Here is a 13,964-nt window from a genome sequence, read left to right as displayed (position 1 = left end):
TCGCGCCCATGTCGGTGGCCAGCGTCGGCTGGTAGCCCACCGCCGAAGGAATACGGCCGAGCAGAGCCGAAACCTCGGAGCCCGCCTGCGTGAAGCGGAAGATGTTGTCCACGAAGAACAGAACGTCGGTCCCGGACTGGTCGCGGAACTGTTCGGCCAGCGTCAGGCCGGTCAGGGCGACACGGGCACGCGCGCCCGGAGGCTCGTTCATCTGACCGTAAACCAGAGCCACCTGCGATTCTTCAAGGTTGTCGGGCTTGATGACGTTGGATTCGATCATCTCGTGGTAGAGGTCGTTGCCTTCACGGGTCCGCTCACCCACACCGGCGAACACGGAGTAGCCCGAGTGCACCTTGGCGATGTTGTTGATCAGTTCCATGATGAGAACGGTCTTGCCCACACCGGCGCCGCCGAACAGGCCGATCTTGCCGCCCTTGGCGTAGGGGGCCAGCAGGTCGATGACCTTGATGCCGGTTTCCAGAACCTCGGATTCGGTCGACTGTTCGATGAACTCCGGGGCGGGCTGGTGGATGGCCCGATATTCGGTGGTGTTGATCGGCGCACCTTCGTCCACCGGCTCACCGATGACGTTCAGGATGCGGCCCAGCGTTGCGTTGCCCACGGGCACCGAGATCGGGCCGCCGGTGTCGGTCACGCGCTGACCGCGAACCAGACCTTCGGTCGCGTCCATCGCGATGGTGCGGACGGTGTTTTCGCCGAGGTGCTGCGCCACTTCCAACACCAGCTTCTTGCCGTTGTTGTCGGTGTTCAGCGCGTTCAGAATTGCCGGCAGGTCGTCGTCGAACTGAACGTCGACCACGGCGCCAATCACCTGCGTGATCTTGCCTTGTGCGTTTGCCATGTTTCGTCTCCGGTCTTCTTTAGAGCGCCTCGGCGCCCGAAATGATTTCGATCAGTTCGTTGGTGATGACGGCCTGACGCGAGCGGTTATACTCGATGGTCAGTTGGTCGATCATATCACCCGCGTTCCGCGTGGCGTTGTCCATCGCCGACATCCGCGCGCCCTGTTCAGAGGCGGCATTCTCGAGCAGGGCCGAGAAGATCTGTGTCGCGACACCGCGCGGCAACAGGTCGGTGAGGATGGCCTCTTCGTCGGGCTCGTAGTCGTAGAGCGTGCTTTCGCCGGTCTCGTCCGACCCTTCGCTTTCGTAGGCAGCGGGGATGATCTGCTGGGCTGTCGGCACCTGCGCGATGACGGACTGGAACGTCGCGTAGAAGATCGTCGCCACGTCGAATTCGCCACCGTCAAAGCGCGCCAGAACATCGCGCGCGATGTCCTGCGCGTTGCCATAGCCAAGCCGCTTGACGTCGCCAAGGTCAACGTGACCGACGAAGTATTTCGCGTACTCGCGCTTGAGCTGCTCACGGCCCTTTTTGCCGACGGTCAGGATCTTGACGGTCTTGCCCTCGGACAAAAGCTTGTCCGCGCGGGTCTTTGCCAGCTTCACGATGTTCGTGTTGAAGCCGCCGCAGAGTCCGCGTTCCGAGGTCATGACCACCAGAAGCTGCACATCATCCTTGCCAGTCCCCGCCAGAAGGCGGGGAGCGGCATCACTGTCACCGACCGACGCGGCCAACGACGCCATCACACCGTTGAAGCGTTCCGCGTAGGGGCGGGCCGCCTCGGCCGCGTCCTGTGCCCGCCGCAGTTTTGCGGCAGCCACCATCTGCATGGCCTTGGTGATCTTGCGGGTCGATTTGACCGACGCGATCCTGTTCTTGAGATCCTTCAGGTTGGGCATCTGTCGATCCCCTTACGAGAAGTCTGCGGCAAATTCGTCAAGGACCGCCTTCATCTTTTCAACCGGCTCGCCCTTCTTGAACTTGGGATCTTCGGTTTCGATCCAGTTCAGGAAGTCGGTCTTCTTGCCGCGCAGGAAGGCCAGCAGACCGCTTTCGAAGCGACCCACTTGGGACACCGGCACCTTGTCGAGGTAGCCGTTTGTACCGGCGAAGATGATGCAGACGATTTCCGCGTTGGTCAGCGGCGAGTACTGCGGCTGTTTCATCAGTTCGGTCAGACGGGCACCACGGGCCAGCAACTGCTGGGTGGCGGCGTCAAGGTCGGACCCGAACTGGGCAAAGGCGGCCATCTCACGATACTGCGCCAGCGACAGTTTCACCGGACCGGCGACCGACGACATGGCGTCGGTCTGGGCGGAGGAGCCAACGCGCGACACCGACAGACCGGTGTTCACGGCGGGGCGGATACCCTGATAGAACAGTTCGGTTTCAAGGAAGATCTGGCCGTCGGTGATCGAGATCACGTTGGTCGGAATAAACGCCGAAACGTCACCACCCTGGGTTTCGATGATCGGCAGAGCCGTCAGCGACCCGCCGCCATTGTCTTCGTTCAGCTTGGCCGAACGCTCCAGCAGGCGCGAGTGGAGGTAGAAAACGTCGCCGGGGTACGCTTCGCGGCCGGGCGGGCGGCGCAGCAGCAGGGACATCTGGCGATAGGACACGGCCTGCTTGGACAGGTCATCGTACACGATCAGCGCATGTTTGCCGTTGTCGCGGAAGAATTCGGCCATCGCGGTCGCGGCGTAGGGTGCCAGGAACTGCATCGGCGCCGGGTCGGAGGCGGTGGCGGCCACGACGATCGAATAGTCGATGGCACCGGTCTCTTCGAGCTTTTTCACAAGCTGCGCCACGGTCGACCGTTTCTGGCCGATGGCGACGTAGATGCAGTACAGCTTTTTGCTTTCGTCGTCGCCCGCGGCGTCGTTGTAGGTTTTCTGGTTCAGGATCGCGTCCAGAGCAACGGCGGTCTTGCCGGTCTGACGGTCGCCGATGATCAGTTCGCGCTGGCCACGGCCAATCGGGATCATCGCATCGACGGCCTTGAGGCCGGTTGCCATCGGCTCATGCACCGATTTACGCGGGATGATGCCCGGCGCTTTCTGGTCGGCGATGCGGCGCTCGGTCGCCTCGATCGGGCCCTTGCCGTCCAGCGGGTTGCCCAGACCGTCCACGACGCGCCCCAGCAGACCGTTGCCCGCGGGCACATCCACGATAGAGTTGGTGCGCTTGACGGTGTCACCTTCCTTGATGTCACGGTCAGAGCCGAAGATCACGATACCGACGTTGTCGGTTTCGAGGTTCAGCGCCATGCCCATGATCCCACCCGGGAACTCGACCATTTCACCAGCCTGAATGTTGTCGAGGCCGTGGACACGGGCGATACCGTCACCGACCGAGAGCACGCGACCGATCTCGGCAACTTCGGCATCCTGGCCGAAGTTCTTGATCTGGTCCTTCAGGATCGCAGAAATCTCTGCAGCTTGGATACCCATTTATCCGACCTCTTTCATTGCATTCTGGAGGGAGTTGAGCTTCGAGCGGATCGACGTGTCGATCATCTTCGAGCCCATCTTGACGACAAGACCGCCGATGAGGCTTTCATCAACGGTCGCATTGATCTTAACATCTTTGCCGACATTTGCCTTCAGGGTTTCCGCCAGTTGGGCGGCCTGAGCGTCGGTCAGCGCGGTGGCCGAGGTCACCTCGGCGGTCACTTCACCCTTTTCCGCAGCGATCATCTCGCGCAGGCGGGTCACCATCTGCGGCACCACAAACAGACGACGCTTGGAGGCCATCAGGCGCAGCGCGTTGTTCACGGCGGGCATCAGGCCCATCTTGTCGGCAATCGCGCCGATCGCCGCGCCCTGAGCGTCGCGCGAATATACGGGGTTCACCAGAAGGTCCCGCAGATCGGCGCTTTCGTCGAGAGCGGCAGCAAGGTCGTCCAGATTGGCTTCGAGAGCGGGAAGCTCAGCGGCCTCCTTCACAATCCCGAAGACGGCGGTGGCATAGCGCTCTGCAATGCCGGAGGAAATCGATGCTGAGTCAGACACGTCCACCCTTCCGTAGTATGCCGATACAACGCGCGCCCCTTCCTTGGGACGGCGTCTGGCGGCGTTTCCTTACCTTGACCGACGTCAAAGCAATCAAATCGACGCGGATGTAGCAGAGCCTCCCCCACCCCGCAACAACCTTAGAAAAGATAAACAGATGGGGCGAACCCCCTAGTTTCAAAGGGTTGGCGGAATCCGGCCCCATGGTGCGACCTTTCGTGCCCTGCCAAGATGCATAGAAGACACGGTTTTTGCTGCAAATGCACGATTCCCGAGCAGAATCCGCCCCCCTGACCGGCAGGTGACAGGCGTGCCGGGGACGGTGGTGGGCGGGGCGATGGTGCCGCAGGCGACGCGCGCCGTTCCGGTGCCTCGGTCAGACCGGCTTGGCCTTGCCGGCGGGGGCCAGCACCTCCAGCGGGTTCAGCACCTTGGCCGCCTTGCCCACCTTGCGCCGCGAGGGCGGGTGCCGTTTCGACGCCTCGACCAGCATCACGCCGCCCGCCGTCACCGGAACCGCGCGCCCGACCTTTTCCCAGATCGGCCCGGTCTTCATCCAGAAACGCCGGGTCGAGGGCGGTTGATACAACACCGAGACATGCGCCTCGGGGACGAAATCATACCGCTTGAGCTGTGTTTCAAGCTGCCCCAGCGAATAGGGCCGCCCGTAGCCGAACGGCGTGTGATCGGCCCGCGCCCAGATGCCAGAGCGGTTGGGCAGGATGAACAGCGCCTTGCCGCCGGGGCCGAGCACGCGGTATGCCTCGTCCAGCAGATCCGAGGGCCGCTCGGAGGTTTCCAGCCCGTGCATCAGGATCAGGCGGTCGACGTGGCCGGTTTCCAGCGGCCAGAGCGTCTCTTCGCTGAGCACCGACACGTTTGCCATGCCCGCGGGCCAGGACATTACCCCCTGCGGCGCGGGCATCAACGCCAGAACGCGGCGCGAGTCCTTGAGGTATGGACGCAACAGCGGCACCGCAAAGCCGTAGCCGACCACGGTCTGCCCCTTGGCCTCGGGCCAGAACTTGCGGACCTCGGCGCGCAGAATCTTTTGCGCCGCGCGCCCCAGCGCACTGCGATAGTAGAAATCCCGCAACACCTGAACGTCCAGATGCATTGAACCCCCTCGAACGATGCGCCACTCTGGTCCCGGACCATCCTGACAAAGCCGCGAAGGAAAGACCATGCCCCTCGACATCGTGACCGTGCCCTGCCTGTCGGACAATTACGCCTATCTCGTCCACGGCCCTGACGGCACCGCGCTGATCGACGCGCCAGAGGCCGGGCCGATCATCGACGCGCTGGAGGCGCGCGGCTGGTCACTGGGGGTGATCATGCTGACGCACCACCACCACGACCATGTGGGCGGCGTGGCCGAGTTGCGCGAAAAATACGGCTGCCCGGTGATGGGCCCCAAAGCCGAAGAGGCCAAGCTGCCGAAACTGGACATGGCGCTGGAGCCGGGGTTTTCCGGCGGCACCGGCGAGGGCCGCTGCGAGGTGATCGCCGTGCCCGGTCATACGCTGGGCCACATCGCCTTTCATTACCCCGAGGCCAAGGCCGTCTTTACCGCCGACAGCCTGATGGCGCTGGGATGCGGACGCATTTTTGAGGGCACGCCGGAAATGATGTGGGAAAGTCTGGAAAAACTGGCCTCTTTGCCGCCGGAAACCGTGGTATACTCGGGCCATGAATACACCGCGTCAAACGCCGCCTTTGCCCTGACTATTGAACCCGGAAACGAAGCGCTTATCTCTCGGGCACGCGCCATCGAGGCCGCCCGCTTCAAAGGACGATCCACCGCGCAGGTCGCGCTATCGGTAGAACTGGACACCAACCCCTTTCTTCGCGCCACCCGGCAGAGTGTCAAAACCGCCGTCGGATTGCCCGACGGCACCGACGCCGAAGTCTTTGCCGAGGTGCGCAAACGCAAGGATAGTTTCTGATCACGCTCGCGGCAGATTTCGTCCGCAGGGTCAAAAGTGATGCAGGAATCCCGAGAAAAAACTTGAAGGTTGGCCGCAATCGACCAAACTTTAATACTATGAGGCAATGCTGGTCCCGACAAACGGATCCGCGCAGACAAGAGGAGCACGCCCGTGCCTTCATTCTCGAACACCCTTGAGCAGGCAATTCACTCGGCTCTGGCGCTCGCGAACTCGCGCAGCCACGAATTCGCCACACTGGAACATCTCCTTCTTGCTTTGATCGACGAACCGGATGCCTCCCGCGTGATGAAAGCCTGCTCTGTCGATACCGAAGAGCTGCGCACCACGCTGGTCGAATTCATCGACGACGACCTGTCCAATCTGGTCACCGACATCGAAGGATCGGAGGCGGTGCCAACCGCCGCGTTCCAGCGGGTGATCCAGCGCGCGGCCATCCATGTGCAATCCTCCGGTCGCACAGAGGTGACAGGCGCGAATGTGTTGGTCGCCATCTTTGCCGAACGCGAATCCAACGCCGCCTATTTCCTGCAAGAACAGGACATGACGCGCTATGACGCGGTGAATTTCATCGCCCACGGCGTCGCCAAGAACCCCGCCTACGGCGAGGCACGCCCGGTTCAGGGCGCCACCGATGCCGAAGAGGAGGCGGTGCAGGCCGACACCGCAACCGCCGGGGCGGACAAGGAATCGGCACTGGGCAAATACTGCGTGGACCTCAACGCCAAGGCGCAGGCCGGCGATGTGGACCCGCTGATTGGCCGCGACTCCGAGGTGGAGCGTTGCATTCAGGTGCTGTGCCGCCGCCGCAAGAACAACCCGCTGCTGGTGGGGGATCCCGGCGTGGGCAAGACCGCCATCGCCGAGGGGCTGGCGCGCAAGATCATCTCGGGCGAGGTGCCCGAGGTTCTGGCCAACGCCACCATCTATTCGCTCGACATGGGCGCGCTGCTGGCCGGTACGCGCTATCGCGGCGACTTTGAAGAGCGGCTGAAATCCGTGGTGACAGAGCTTGAAGAGCATCCCGATGCGGTGCTGTTCATCGACGAAATCCATACCGTGATCGGCGCCGGGGCCACCTCTGGCGGCGCGATGGATGCGTCCAACCTGCTCAAACCCGCGCTACAGGGCGGCAAGCTGCGCACCATGGGCTCGACCACCTACAAGGAATTCCGCCAGCACTTTGAAAAGGACCGCGCGCTCAGCCGCCGGTTCCAGAAGATCGACGTCAATGAGCCTTCGGTCGAGGATACCGTGAAGATCCTCAAGGGGTTGAAGCCCTATTTCGAGGATCACCACAGCGTCAAATACACCGCCGATGCGATCAAGACAGCGGTGGAACTGTCCGCGCGTTACATCAATGACCGCAAACTGCCCGACAAGGCCATCGACGTCATCGATGAGGCCGGCGCGGCGCAGCATCTTGTGGCCGCCTCCAAGCGGCGCAAATCCATCGGCACCAAGGAAATTGAGGAAGTGGTCGCCAAAATCGCCCGCATCCCGCCCAAGAACGTGTCCAAGGACGATGCCGAGGTTCTGAAAGACCTTGAAAAATCGCTCAAGCGGGTGGTGTTTGGGCAGGACGCCGCCATCACGGCGCTGTCCTCGGCGATCAAACTGGCGCGTGCGGGCCTGCGCGAACCGGAAAAGCCCATCGGCAACTACCTGTTTGCGGGCCCCACCGGCGTCGGCAAGACCGAGGTGGCCAAGCAACTTGCCGACCAACTGGGCGTCGAACTGCTGCGCTTTGACATGTCCGAATACATGGAGAAACACGCGGTCAGCCGCCTGATCGGCGCGCCTCCGGGCTACGTCGGCTTTGATCAGGGCGGACAGTTGACCGATGGCGTGGATCAACACCCGCACTGTGTGTTGCTGCTGGATGAGATCGAAAAGGCGCACCCGGATGTGTTCAACATCCTGTTGCAGGTGATGGACCACGGCACGCTGACCGACCACAACGGCCGCTCGGTGGACTTCCGCAACGTGATCCTGATCATGACCTCGAACGCCGGGGCCGTGGAACAGGCGAAATCGGCCATCGGCTTTGGCCGTGACCGCCGCGAGGGCGAGGATACCGCCGCCATCGAACGGACCTTTACGCCGGAATTCCGCAACCGTCTGGATGCGGTCATCAGCTTCCAGCCGCTGCCCAAGGACACGATCCTGCAAGTGGTCGAAAAGTTCGTGCTGCAACTTGAGGCACAGCTGATGGATCGCAACGTGACCATCGAACTGACCCGGCCCGCCGCCGAATGGCTGGCCGACAAGGGGTATGACGACAAGATGGGCGCCCGCCCGCTGGGCCGTGTGATTCAGGAACACATCAAAAAGCCGCTGGCCGAGGAATTGCTCTTTGGCCAACTGGCCAAGGGTGGCGTTGTCAAGGTCTCCGTCCGTGATGGAGAGTTGTTCCTTGACCTCAGCGGACCGGACAAGCCGCGTCTCGGGTCGAAAAAGCCGCCTTTGCTGACCGCGGAATGACCCTGTCGCGCGCCGCCCTCGCGGCCGCGCTGGCCCTGATCACCTCCGTCCCGGCAACCGGGGCGGAGGATTTTCATCTGGCGGTGCCACTGGATTGCACTCTGGGTGAGACCTGTTTCATCGAGGATTACGTCGACAACGACCCGGCCCAAGGCAGTCAGCGCGATTTCTCCTGCGGCATCAACTCGCGCGATGCCCACAAGGGCACGGATTTCGCGCTGCTCGACTTCGACGCCATCACGACCGGCGTTTCGGTGCTGGCCGCCGCGCCGGGGGTGGTCAAACGCATCCGCGACCAGATGCCGGATGACCGGCTGATGCGCGGCGTGACCGCGCAGAACGCCTGCGGCAACGCGGTGCTGATCGACCATGAGGGCGGCTGGCAAACCCTGTATTGCCATCTGCGGCTTGGCTCCGTTTCGGTCGCACCCGGCGATATCGTGCAGACGGGCGATCCGCTGGGCCTTGTGGGACTGTCTGGCCAGACCAACCACCCCCATGTGCATCTGACTGTGATGCGCAACGGTGAGGTGGTCGATCCGTTTCGCCCGCAGGCCACCGGCACCTGCGGCGATCCGGTCCCGACGCTGTGGACAGATCCCCCGGCCTACACCCGCACCGGGCTGGTCACGGCCGGGTTCTCGGCCAGTGTGCCCACGCTCAAATCCGTGGCCGACGGCTCTGCCCGCCGCACGGCGCTGGCTCCGGGGCAACCTATCGTGCTCTATGCCCATGCTGGCTATCCGCAACCGGGCGACGTGCTGACCCTGTCAGCCCACAGCCCTGCGGGGACAGAGGTGTTTCGAAAAGAGATCACGCTGGACTCGGATCAGGCCAGCCAGATGCGTGCCTTTGGCCGCAAGGCCCCGGCGGCGGGCTGGCCGACGGGTGAATACATCGGACGGGCAAAGCTGACGCGCGACGACAAGGTCATCGCCCACCGTTTTGCCCATGTGACCATCGCGGACTAGCGCAGCCGGCCCCCTGCCCGGTCATCGCTCTGTCAGCTTCAATTCGATCCGCCGGTTGCGCGCCCATGCCTCCGGATTGTCCGCCGGATCGACGGGCTGGAACTCACCAAAGCCATTGGCGGCCAAGCGTTGCGGCGGGATGCCGTAGTTGTCGATCATGTCGCGCACCACCGATAGCGCGCGCGCCTGGCTGAGCTCCCAGTTGTCCGCAAACGCCCCGCCCGGCCGGATCTGGCGGTTGTCGGTGTGGCCATCGACGCGGATCACCCAGTCGATGCCAGTAGGGATGTCGTCCGCGATATCCAGCAGGATATCCGCAACTTCCTTGATCTCACCGCGCCCGGCAGCGGACAGGTCCGCCGACCCGACCTCAAACAACACCTCGGAGGAAAACACGAACCGGTCGCCCTCGATGCGGATACCGTCGCGGTCGCCAATCACCGTGCGCAGCTTGCCGAAAAATTCCGACCGGTAGGCTTCAAGGTCTTTCTTTTCCGCTTCCAGCCGTTCCGCGCGCTCTTCTTCAAGCTTGCGTTTCTCTTCTTCAGCCTTGCGCTTGGCCTCTTCGGCCAGACGGCGGCGGCGCTCTTCCTGTGCGACGCGGGCAATCGCCGCGTTCAGTTCCGAACCCAGGTTCTGCAAGCGCACCTCCGACGCGGCATCCTTGGCAATGGAATCGTCCAGCAACGCCTGCAATTCGCGCAATTGGCGGCGCAGTTCCGCAACGTTCTGATTCAGCGCCTCGACCTGCAATTCCGCCCGCGTTGCGCGTTCCTCTGTCTGGCCCAGCTTTTCCCGCGCCTGATTGAGCAGGATCTGCCGCTCTTCCACCGCATCCAGTTGATCGTCCAGCTTCAGATCCGCCGCCTCTTGCGCCGCAAGGGCCGAGGCCAGCCGGTCACGCGTCTCTTCAACCGTTGTCTCCGCCGCCAGCCGGGCGGCCAGCGCGGCGGCCAGCTTTTCCTCCAGCGAGCGTTTGTCATCGGTCTGTTCCAGCGCGCGCGCCTCTGCCTCGGCCAACTTTTGGCGCAGGTCGGCGATCAACCCGTCGCGCTGTGCGTCACGCGCCCGCAAGGATTGGAGTTCGGCTGCGATGCGGTCGATCCGGCCTTTCAAAAGGCCGATTTCGGCGTCGCGTTCAGCATCGCGCCCGTCTGCCGCGGCGAGCTGGCGCGTCAGGTCGGCATTTTCGGCCTCCAGTACAACTACCCGGCCAAGCCCCTGCGTGGCCCGGCGCTGCGCCGCCTCAAGTCGGGTGCCCAATTGCGCAAGGTCGCCGCGCAGCGTCTCCAGTTCCGCCGCTTCGGCGGTGCGGTCCTCGGCGCGGGCCTGCGCCTGCGCCAGTTCCTGTTGCAACCGCGCCATCTGCGCATCGCGTTCAGCCGCGCGGGCGCGGGCCGCATCCAGTTCGGCCGACAGGCGCGCGTTGGTGGCGCCCAACGCGGTGACCGCAGAATCCCGCTGCGCCGCCTCTCCGCCCATCCGCGCCAGTCGCGCAGACAGATCGGCATTTTCGTTTTGCAGCCCGTCAATCCGGTCGCCACGATCCGCGACCCGTTTCAGGGCGGCGTCCAGTTGCGCCTCGATCTGGGCAACTTTGCCGCGCATCGCCTCGATGACGTCGGTGCGCTCTGCCTCGCGGGTGCGGGCCTGATCAAGTTGCCCGGTCAACGCGGCCACCTGATCGCGCAGGGACGCCACGCTGCCCTGCGCCTCACCGATCTCGGTGCGGGCAACGGTCAGCGCCGCGTCCAGCCTGTCGCGTTCGGCCCGAAGATCCGTCAACGCGGCGGCGCGATCCGCGGCTGTGCCCTCTGCCGCCGACAGGTCGGACACCAGCGCCAGATTGCGGGTGCGCAGCGCCTCCAGTTCCGTTTTCAGCGCGTCAGCCTCTGCCAGACGCGACAGCGCCTGTGCCAGTTGCGCGGAAAGATCGGTGAGCCGCGACGCCCGCAGCGACGACTGGTCCTGCGCGTCTTTCAACCCACGTTCGGCCAGCGCGCGCGCGGCCTCTTCGCGGGCCAGCGCCTGTTCGGCATCGCGTTGCGCGGCGCGGGCCGCCGTCAAATCGTCCCGCAGATTGGCAAGCCGACTGTCGGTCTGTGCCCCCTGCGCCCGCGCATCGGCAAGCGTTTCTTCCAGTTCGGAAATCCGCGCCAGCGCCGCGTCGATACGGTTCTGGAGGGAGCGGGCCTCACTCTCGCCATCGGCCAGAACGCTGGCCAATTCCTGATTGAGCCGCGCCTCGGCCTGTCGCGCCTGCGCCAATGAGGCCTCAAGCTCGGTGATCCGGGCCAAGGCGGCATCCACCTGCGTTTGCAGGGAAACCGCCGCTTCCGCGCCGGCGTTGCGCGCCTGCGCCAGATCGGCGGTCAATCGCGTCTCGGTCTTTTCGGCGTCGCTCAGCGCGGCCTCCAGTTGCGCGATCCGCGCCGCTGCATCGTCGAGGCGCGCCTTGAGGGTCTGCGCCTCAAGCGCGGTTTCGTCCTGCAAATCCGCCAGTTGCGCCAACAGCCGGGTCTCAGCCCGGCGCGCCTCCGCCAGTTGCGCCTCCAGCGCGTCGATGCGGCCCTGAAGGTCGTCGCCTTGCTGCCGACCGGCCAGCAGGGCGGCGGCCAGTCGGGCGTTCAGATCCTTTTCCGCCTCACGCGAAGCCGCCAGCAGGGTCAACGTTTCCTCGGCCCGCGCGCGTTCCTGTTCCAAGGCCATGGTCATTGCGGTCAGTTCGGCCCCCGCCTCTTCCAACCGCTTGCGCAGGGCCGCTGCGGCCTCTGCCTCGGCCAGACGGGCGGTTTCCTCTTCGGTCAGGTCGGCCTCCAGATCGGTGAGTTCGGCGGTCAGCGCGCCGATCCGTGCGTCCCGGTCAGCGTTTTGGGCGCGCAGATCAGTGATCAGGGCCTCCAGCGCCTCTCGCCGGGCGGCGGCCAGTTTTGCGGCCTCGGCCTGATCGTCGATCTCACTGCGCGCACTGGTCAGCGCGGCGGTCAGCGCATCGCGTTCGTCCGCCAGAGCATCGCGGGCGGCGGTCACCTCCCGCGCCTCAGAGCGCGCCTCATCCCGTTCCAGCAACAGCGCGGCCACCCGATCCTCGAAAGAGGCAATCCGGGCGGCGGCGGCATCCAGTTGCGCCGCCTGCCGGTCGCGGGTGGCGGTCAGGCTGTTGATGATATTTTGCTGTTCATCCAGTCGCAGATCCCGGTCCGACAGGGTCGAACTCAGCTGGCCAACCTCGTTTTCCAGCCGGGTGGATTTGGACTTTTCGACCCCCAGCGCCCGCGCCAGCGCGCTGATTTCAGCGTTCAGGGTGTCCAGTTCGCTTTCCTGCCCGGTGATCGTCTCGTTCAGGACAAACTGCATGACCATGAAGATCGACAGCACAAAGGTCAGCACCAGCAAAAGGCCGGTCATCGCATCGACAAACCCCGGCCAGATGGACGCCTGAAAACGCGCGCCGGTGCGTCGCGACAGCGCCATAAATCACCCGTCCCCGCGCGGCCGGATGCCACGCGTCACACCCAGCGACCGCGACAACGCCGCAAGATCGGTCCGCAACTCGGCCATGCTTTCCTGCCGGCCGGCGCTGATTTCTTCGAGGATGCGCAGCATCTGCACGTCGATCGACCGCAGACGCATCCGGCTTTCGGCATCCAGCCCCTCCTCCGATTCCTTGTCGCGGATCGCCTGCGCCAGAAGTTCCTGTCCTTCGGCAATGCGCGCCAAGGAATTCGCCGAGGGCGCGGTCGCCTCGATCCGTTCGGTCAGACGCTCGACGCTGTCGGCCAGTTGCGCCAGCCGGGCGTCCACCTCGGACCGGCCCTGTTCGGATTCGACAAACAGGTATTGCAGGCGTTCCATCTGCTCTGCCATCTGGTCCAGAACCAGCCCCGCAGCCCCCAGATCCGGCCCCTCGCTGTCAGAGGAAAAGCCAAGCCGCGTGATCGACGACAGCCATTCCTCAAGCTCGCGGTAAAACCGGTTCTGGCCATGACCCGCAAACAGTTCCAGCAGGCCGACAATCAGCGAACAGGCCAGCCCCAGCAGCGAACTGGCAAAGGCCACGCCCATACCGCCCAACTGCCCCTCAAGCCCCGACATCAGGCGGGCAAAGGAATCAGTGCCGGTTTCCCCCTCTCGCGGCGCAAGGCTCTGGATCGTTTCGACCAGTGCGGGCACCACGGTGGCCAGCCCGTAGAAGGTGCCCAGAAGACCGAGAAAAATCAGCAACGAGACGATATAGCGGGTGATTTCCCGCGCCTCGTCAATCCGCTGGGCGACGGAGTCGAGGATCGACCGGGTCGAGGTGGTGGTGATCTGCATCCGCTTGTCGCGGCGACGGCGCAACAGCGCCGCCAATGGCGCCAGCAGACGCGGCGGAACGGCACGCACCCCCTGATCGCCACGCGCGGTGAACCGTTCGATCCAGCGGACAGAGACCATCAACTGCGCCACCTGCCAGAAACAGGCCAGAACCCCCACGACAAAGACAAAGAGGATAAAGCCGTTCAGATAGGGATTGGACTGGAACACCGGCAAAACGCGGGGCAGCGCCAGAAAGCCGCCGAACCCGGACAGGCCCAGCACCGCCAGCATGAGAACCACCTGACGGACGGGTTGCGTGAATTGTGGCTCGGCCTCGAGGTCGGGCTGGTCCATTGGACACCTGACGCTTGTTCTATTGCGCTACA

10 protein-coding genes are annotated in these 13,964 nt (G+C 64.1%); 3 read left to right on the top strand and 7 right to left on the bottom strand.

Features of this window, described 5'->3' with window-relative positions; translation table 11 throughout:
- The 5 genes from atpD to ACN0S5_RS21075 all read right to left on the bottom strand — a co-directional run.
- Nucleotides 1-862, bottom strand: an 862-nt coding sequence (atpD, locus tag ACN0S5_RS21095; RefSeq protein WP_417211007.1) for a F0F1 ATP synthase subunit beta, incomplete at its 3' end; no start/stop codon positions are given.
- 19 nt (nucleotides 863-881) lie between these two features.
- A complete protein-coding gene (locus ACN0S5_RS21090; RefSeq protein WP_417211005.1) occupies nucleotides 882-1,763 on the bottom strand; it encodes a F0F1 ATP synthase subunit gamma in 882 nt (293 codons plus the stop codon).
- 12 nt (nucleotides 1,764-1,775) lie between these two features.
- Nucleotides 1,776-3,317 carry a F0F1 ATP synthase subunit alpha gene (gene atpA, locus ACN0S5_RS21085; protein WP_417211003.1) on the bottom strand — a complete coding sequence of 514 codons (1,542 nt, stop codon included), beginning with the start codon at nucleotides 3,315-3,317 and terminating at the stop codon, nucleotides 1,776-1,778.
- A complete protein-coding gene (locus ACN0S5_RS21080; RefSeq protein ID WP_417211001.1) occupies nucleotides 3,318-3,884 on the bottom strand; it encodes a F0F1 ATP synthase subunit delta in 567 nt (188 codons plus the stop codon). It abuts the gene before it with no gap.
- A 370-nt stretch (nucleotides 3,885-4,254) separates the two neighbouring features.
- Nucleotides 4,255-4,995 (bottom strand): methyltransferase domain-containing protein, encoded by a 741-nt coding sequence (locus ACN0S5_RS21075; RefSeq protein ID WP_417210999.1) that lies wholly within the window; start codon nucleotides 4,993-4,995, stop codon nucleotides 4,255-4,257.
- Between the two features lie 67 nt (nucleotides 4,996-5,062).
- Between ACN0S5_RS21075 and gloB the strand changes: the two genes are divergently transcribed.
- From gloB to ACN0S5_RS21060, 3 genes are all read left to right on the top strand, one after another.
- Nucleotides 5,063-5,824 (top strand): hydroxyacylglutathione hydrolase, encoded by a 762-nt coding sequence (gene gloB, locus ACN0S5_RS21070; RefSeq protein WP_417210997.1) that lies wholly within the window; start codon nucleotides 5,063-5,065, stop codon nucleotides 5,822-5,824.
- 153 nt (nucleotides 5,825-5,977) lie between these two features.
- The gene (clpA, locus tag ACN0S5_RS21065) at nucleotides 5,978-8,308 is read left to right on the top strand and encodes an ATP-dependent Clp protease ATP-binding subunit ClpA (protein WP_417210994.1); all 2,331 of its coding nucleotides are present in this window, start codon (nucleotides 5,978-5,980) and stop codon (nucleotides 8,306-8,308) included.
- Nucleotides 8,305-9,279: a M23 family metallopeptidase gene (locus ACN0S5_RS21060; RefSeq protein WP_417210991.1), complete on the top strand. Its 975-nt coding sequence runs from the start codon at nucleotides 8,305-8,307 to the stop codon at nucleotides 9,277-9,279. The genes clpA and ACN0S5_RS21060 overlap by 4 nt, the downstream gene beginning before the upstream one ends.
- Before the next feature lie 21 nt (nucleotides 9,280-9,300).
- Here ACN0S5_RS21060 and ACN0S5_RS21055 read toward each other — a convergent pair whose 3' ends face one another.
- Nucleotides 9,301-12,753 carry a peptidoglycan -binding protein gene (locus tag ACN0S5_RS21055; RefSeq protein WP_417210989.1) on the bottom strand — a complete coding sequence of 1,151 codons (3,453 nt, stop codon included), beginning with the start codon at nucleotides 12,751-12,753 and terminating at the stop codon, nucleotides 9,301-9,303.
- A gap of 3 nt (nucleotides 12,754-12,756) precedes the next feature.
- Complete coding sequence (locus ACN0S5_RS21050) at nucleotides 12,757-13,932, bottom strand: biopolymer transporter ExbB (RefSeq protein ID WP_417210987.1); 1,176 nt, start codon at nucleotides 13,930-13,932, stop codon at nucleotides 12,757-12,759.
- Nucleotides 13,933-13,964 lie beyond the last annotated feature (32 nt).

This window comes from Antarctobacter sp. (assembly GCF_048262615.1).
Lineage (GTDB): Bacteria > Pseudomonadota > Alphaproteobacteria > Rhodobacterales > Rhodobacteraceae > Antarctobacter.
Note: the sequence above shows the minus strand (reverse complement) of the source record. Positions and strands in the feature narration are given on the sequence as shown.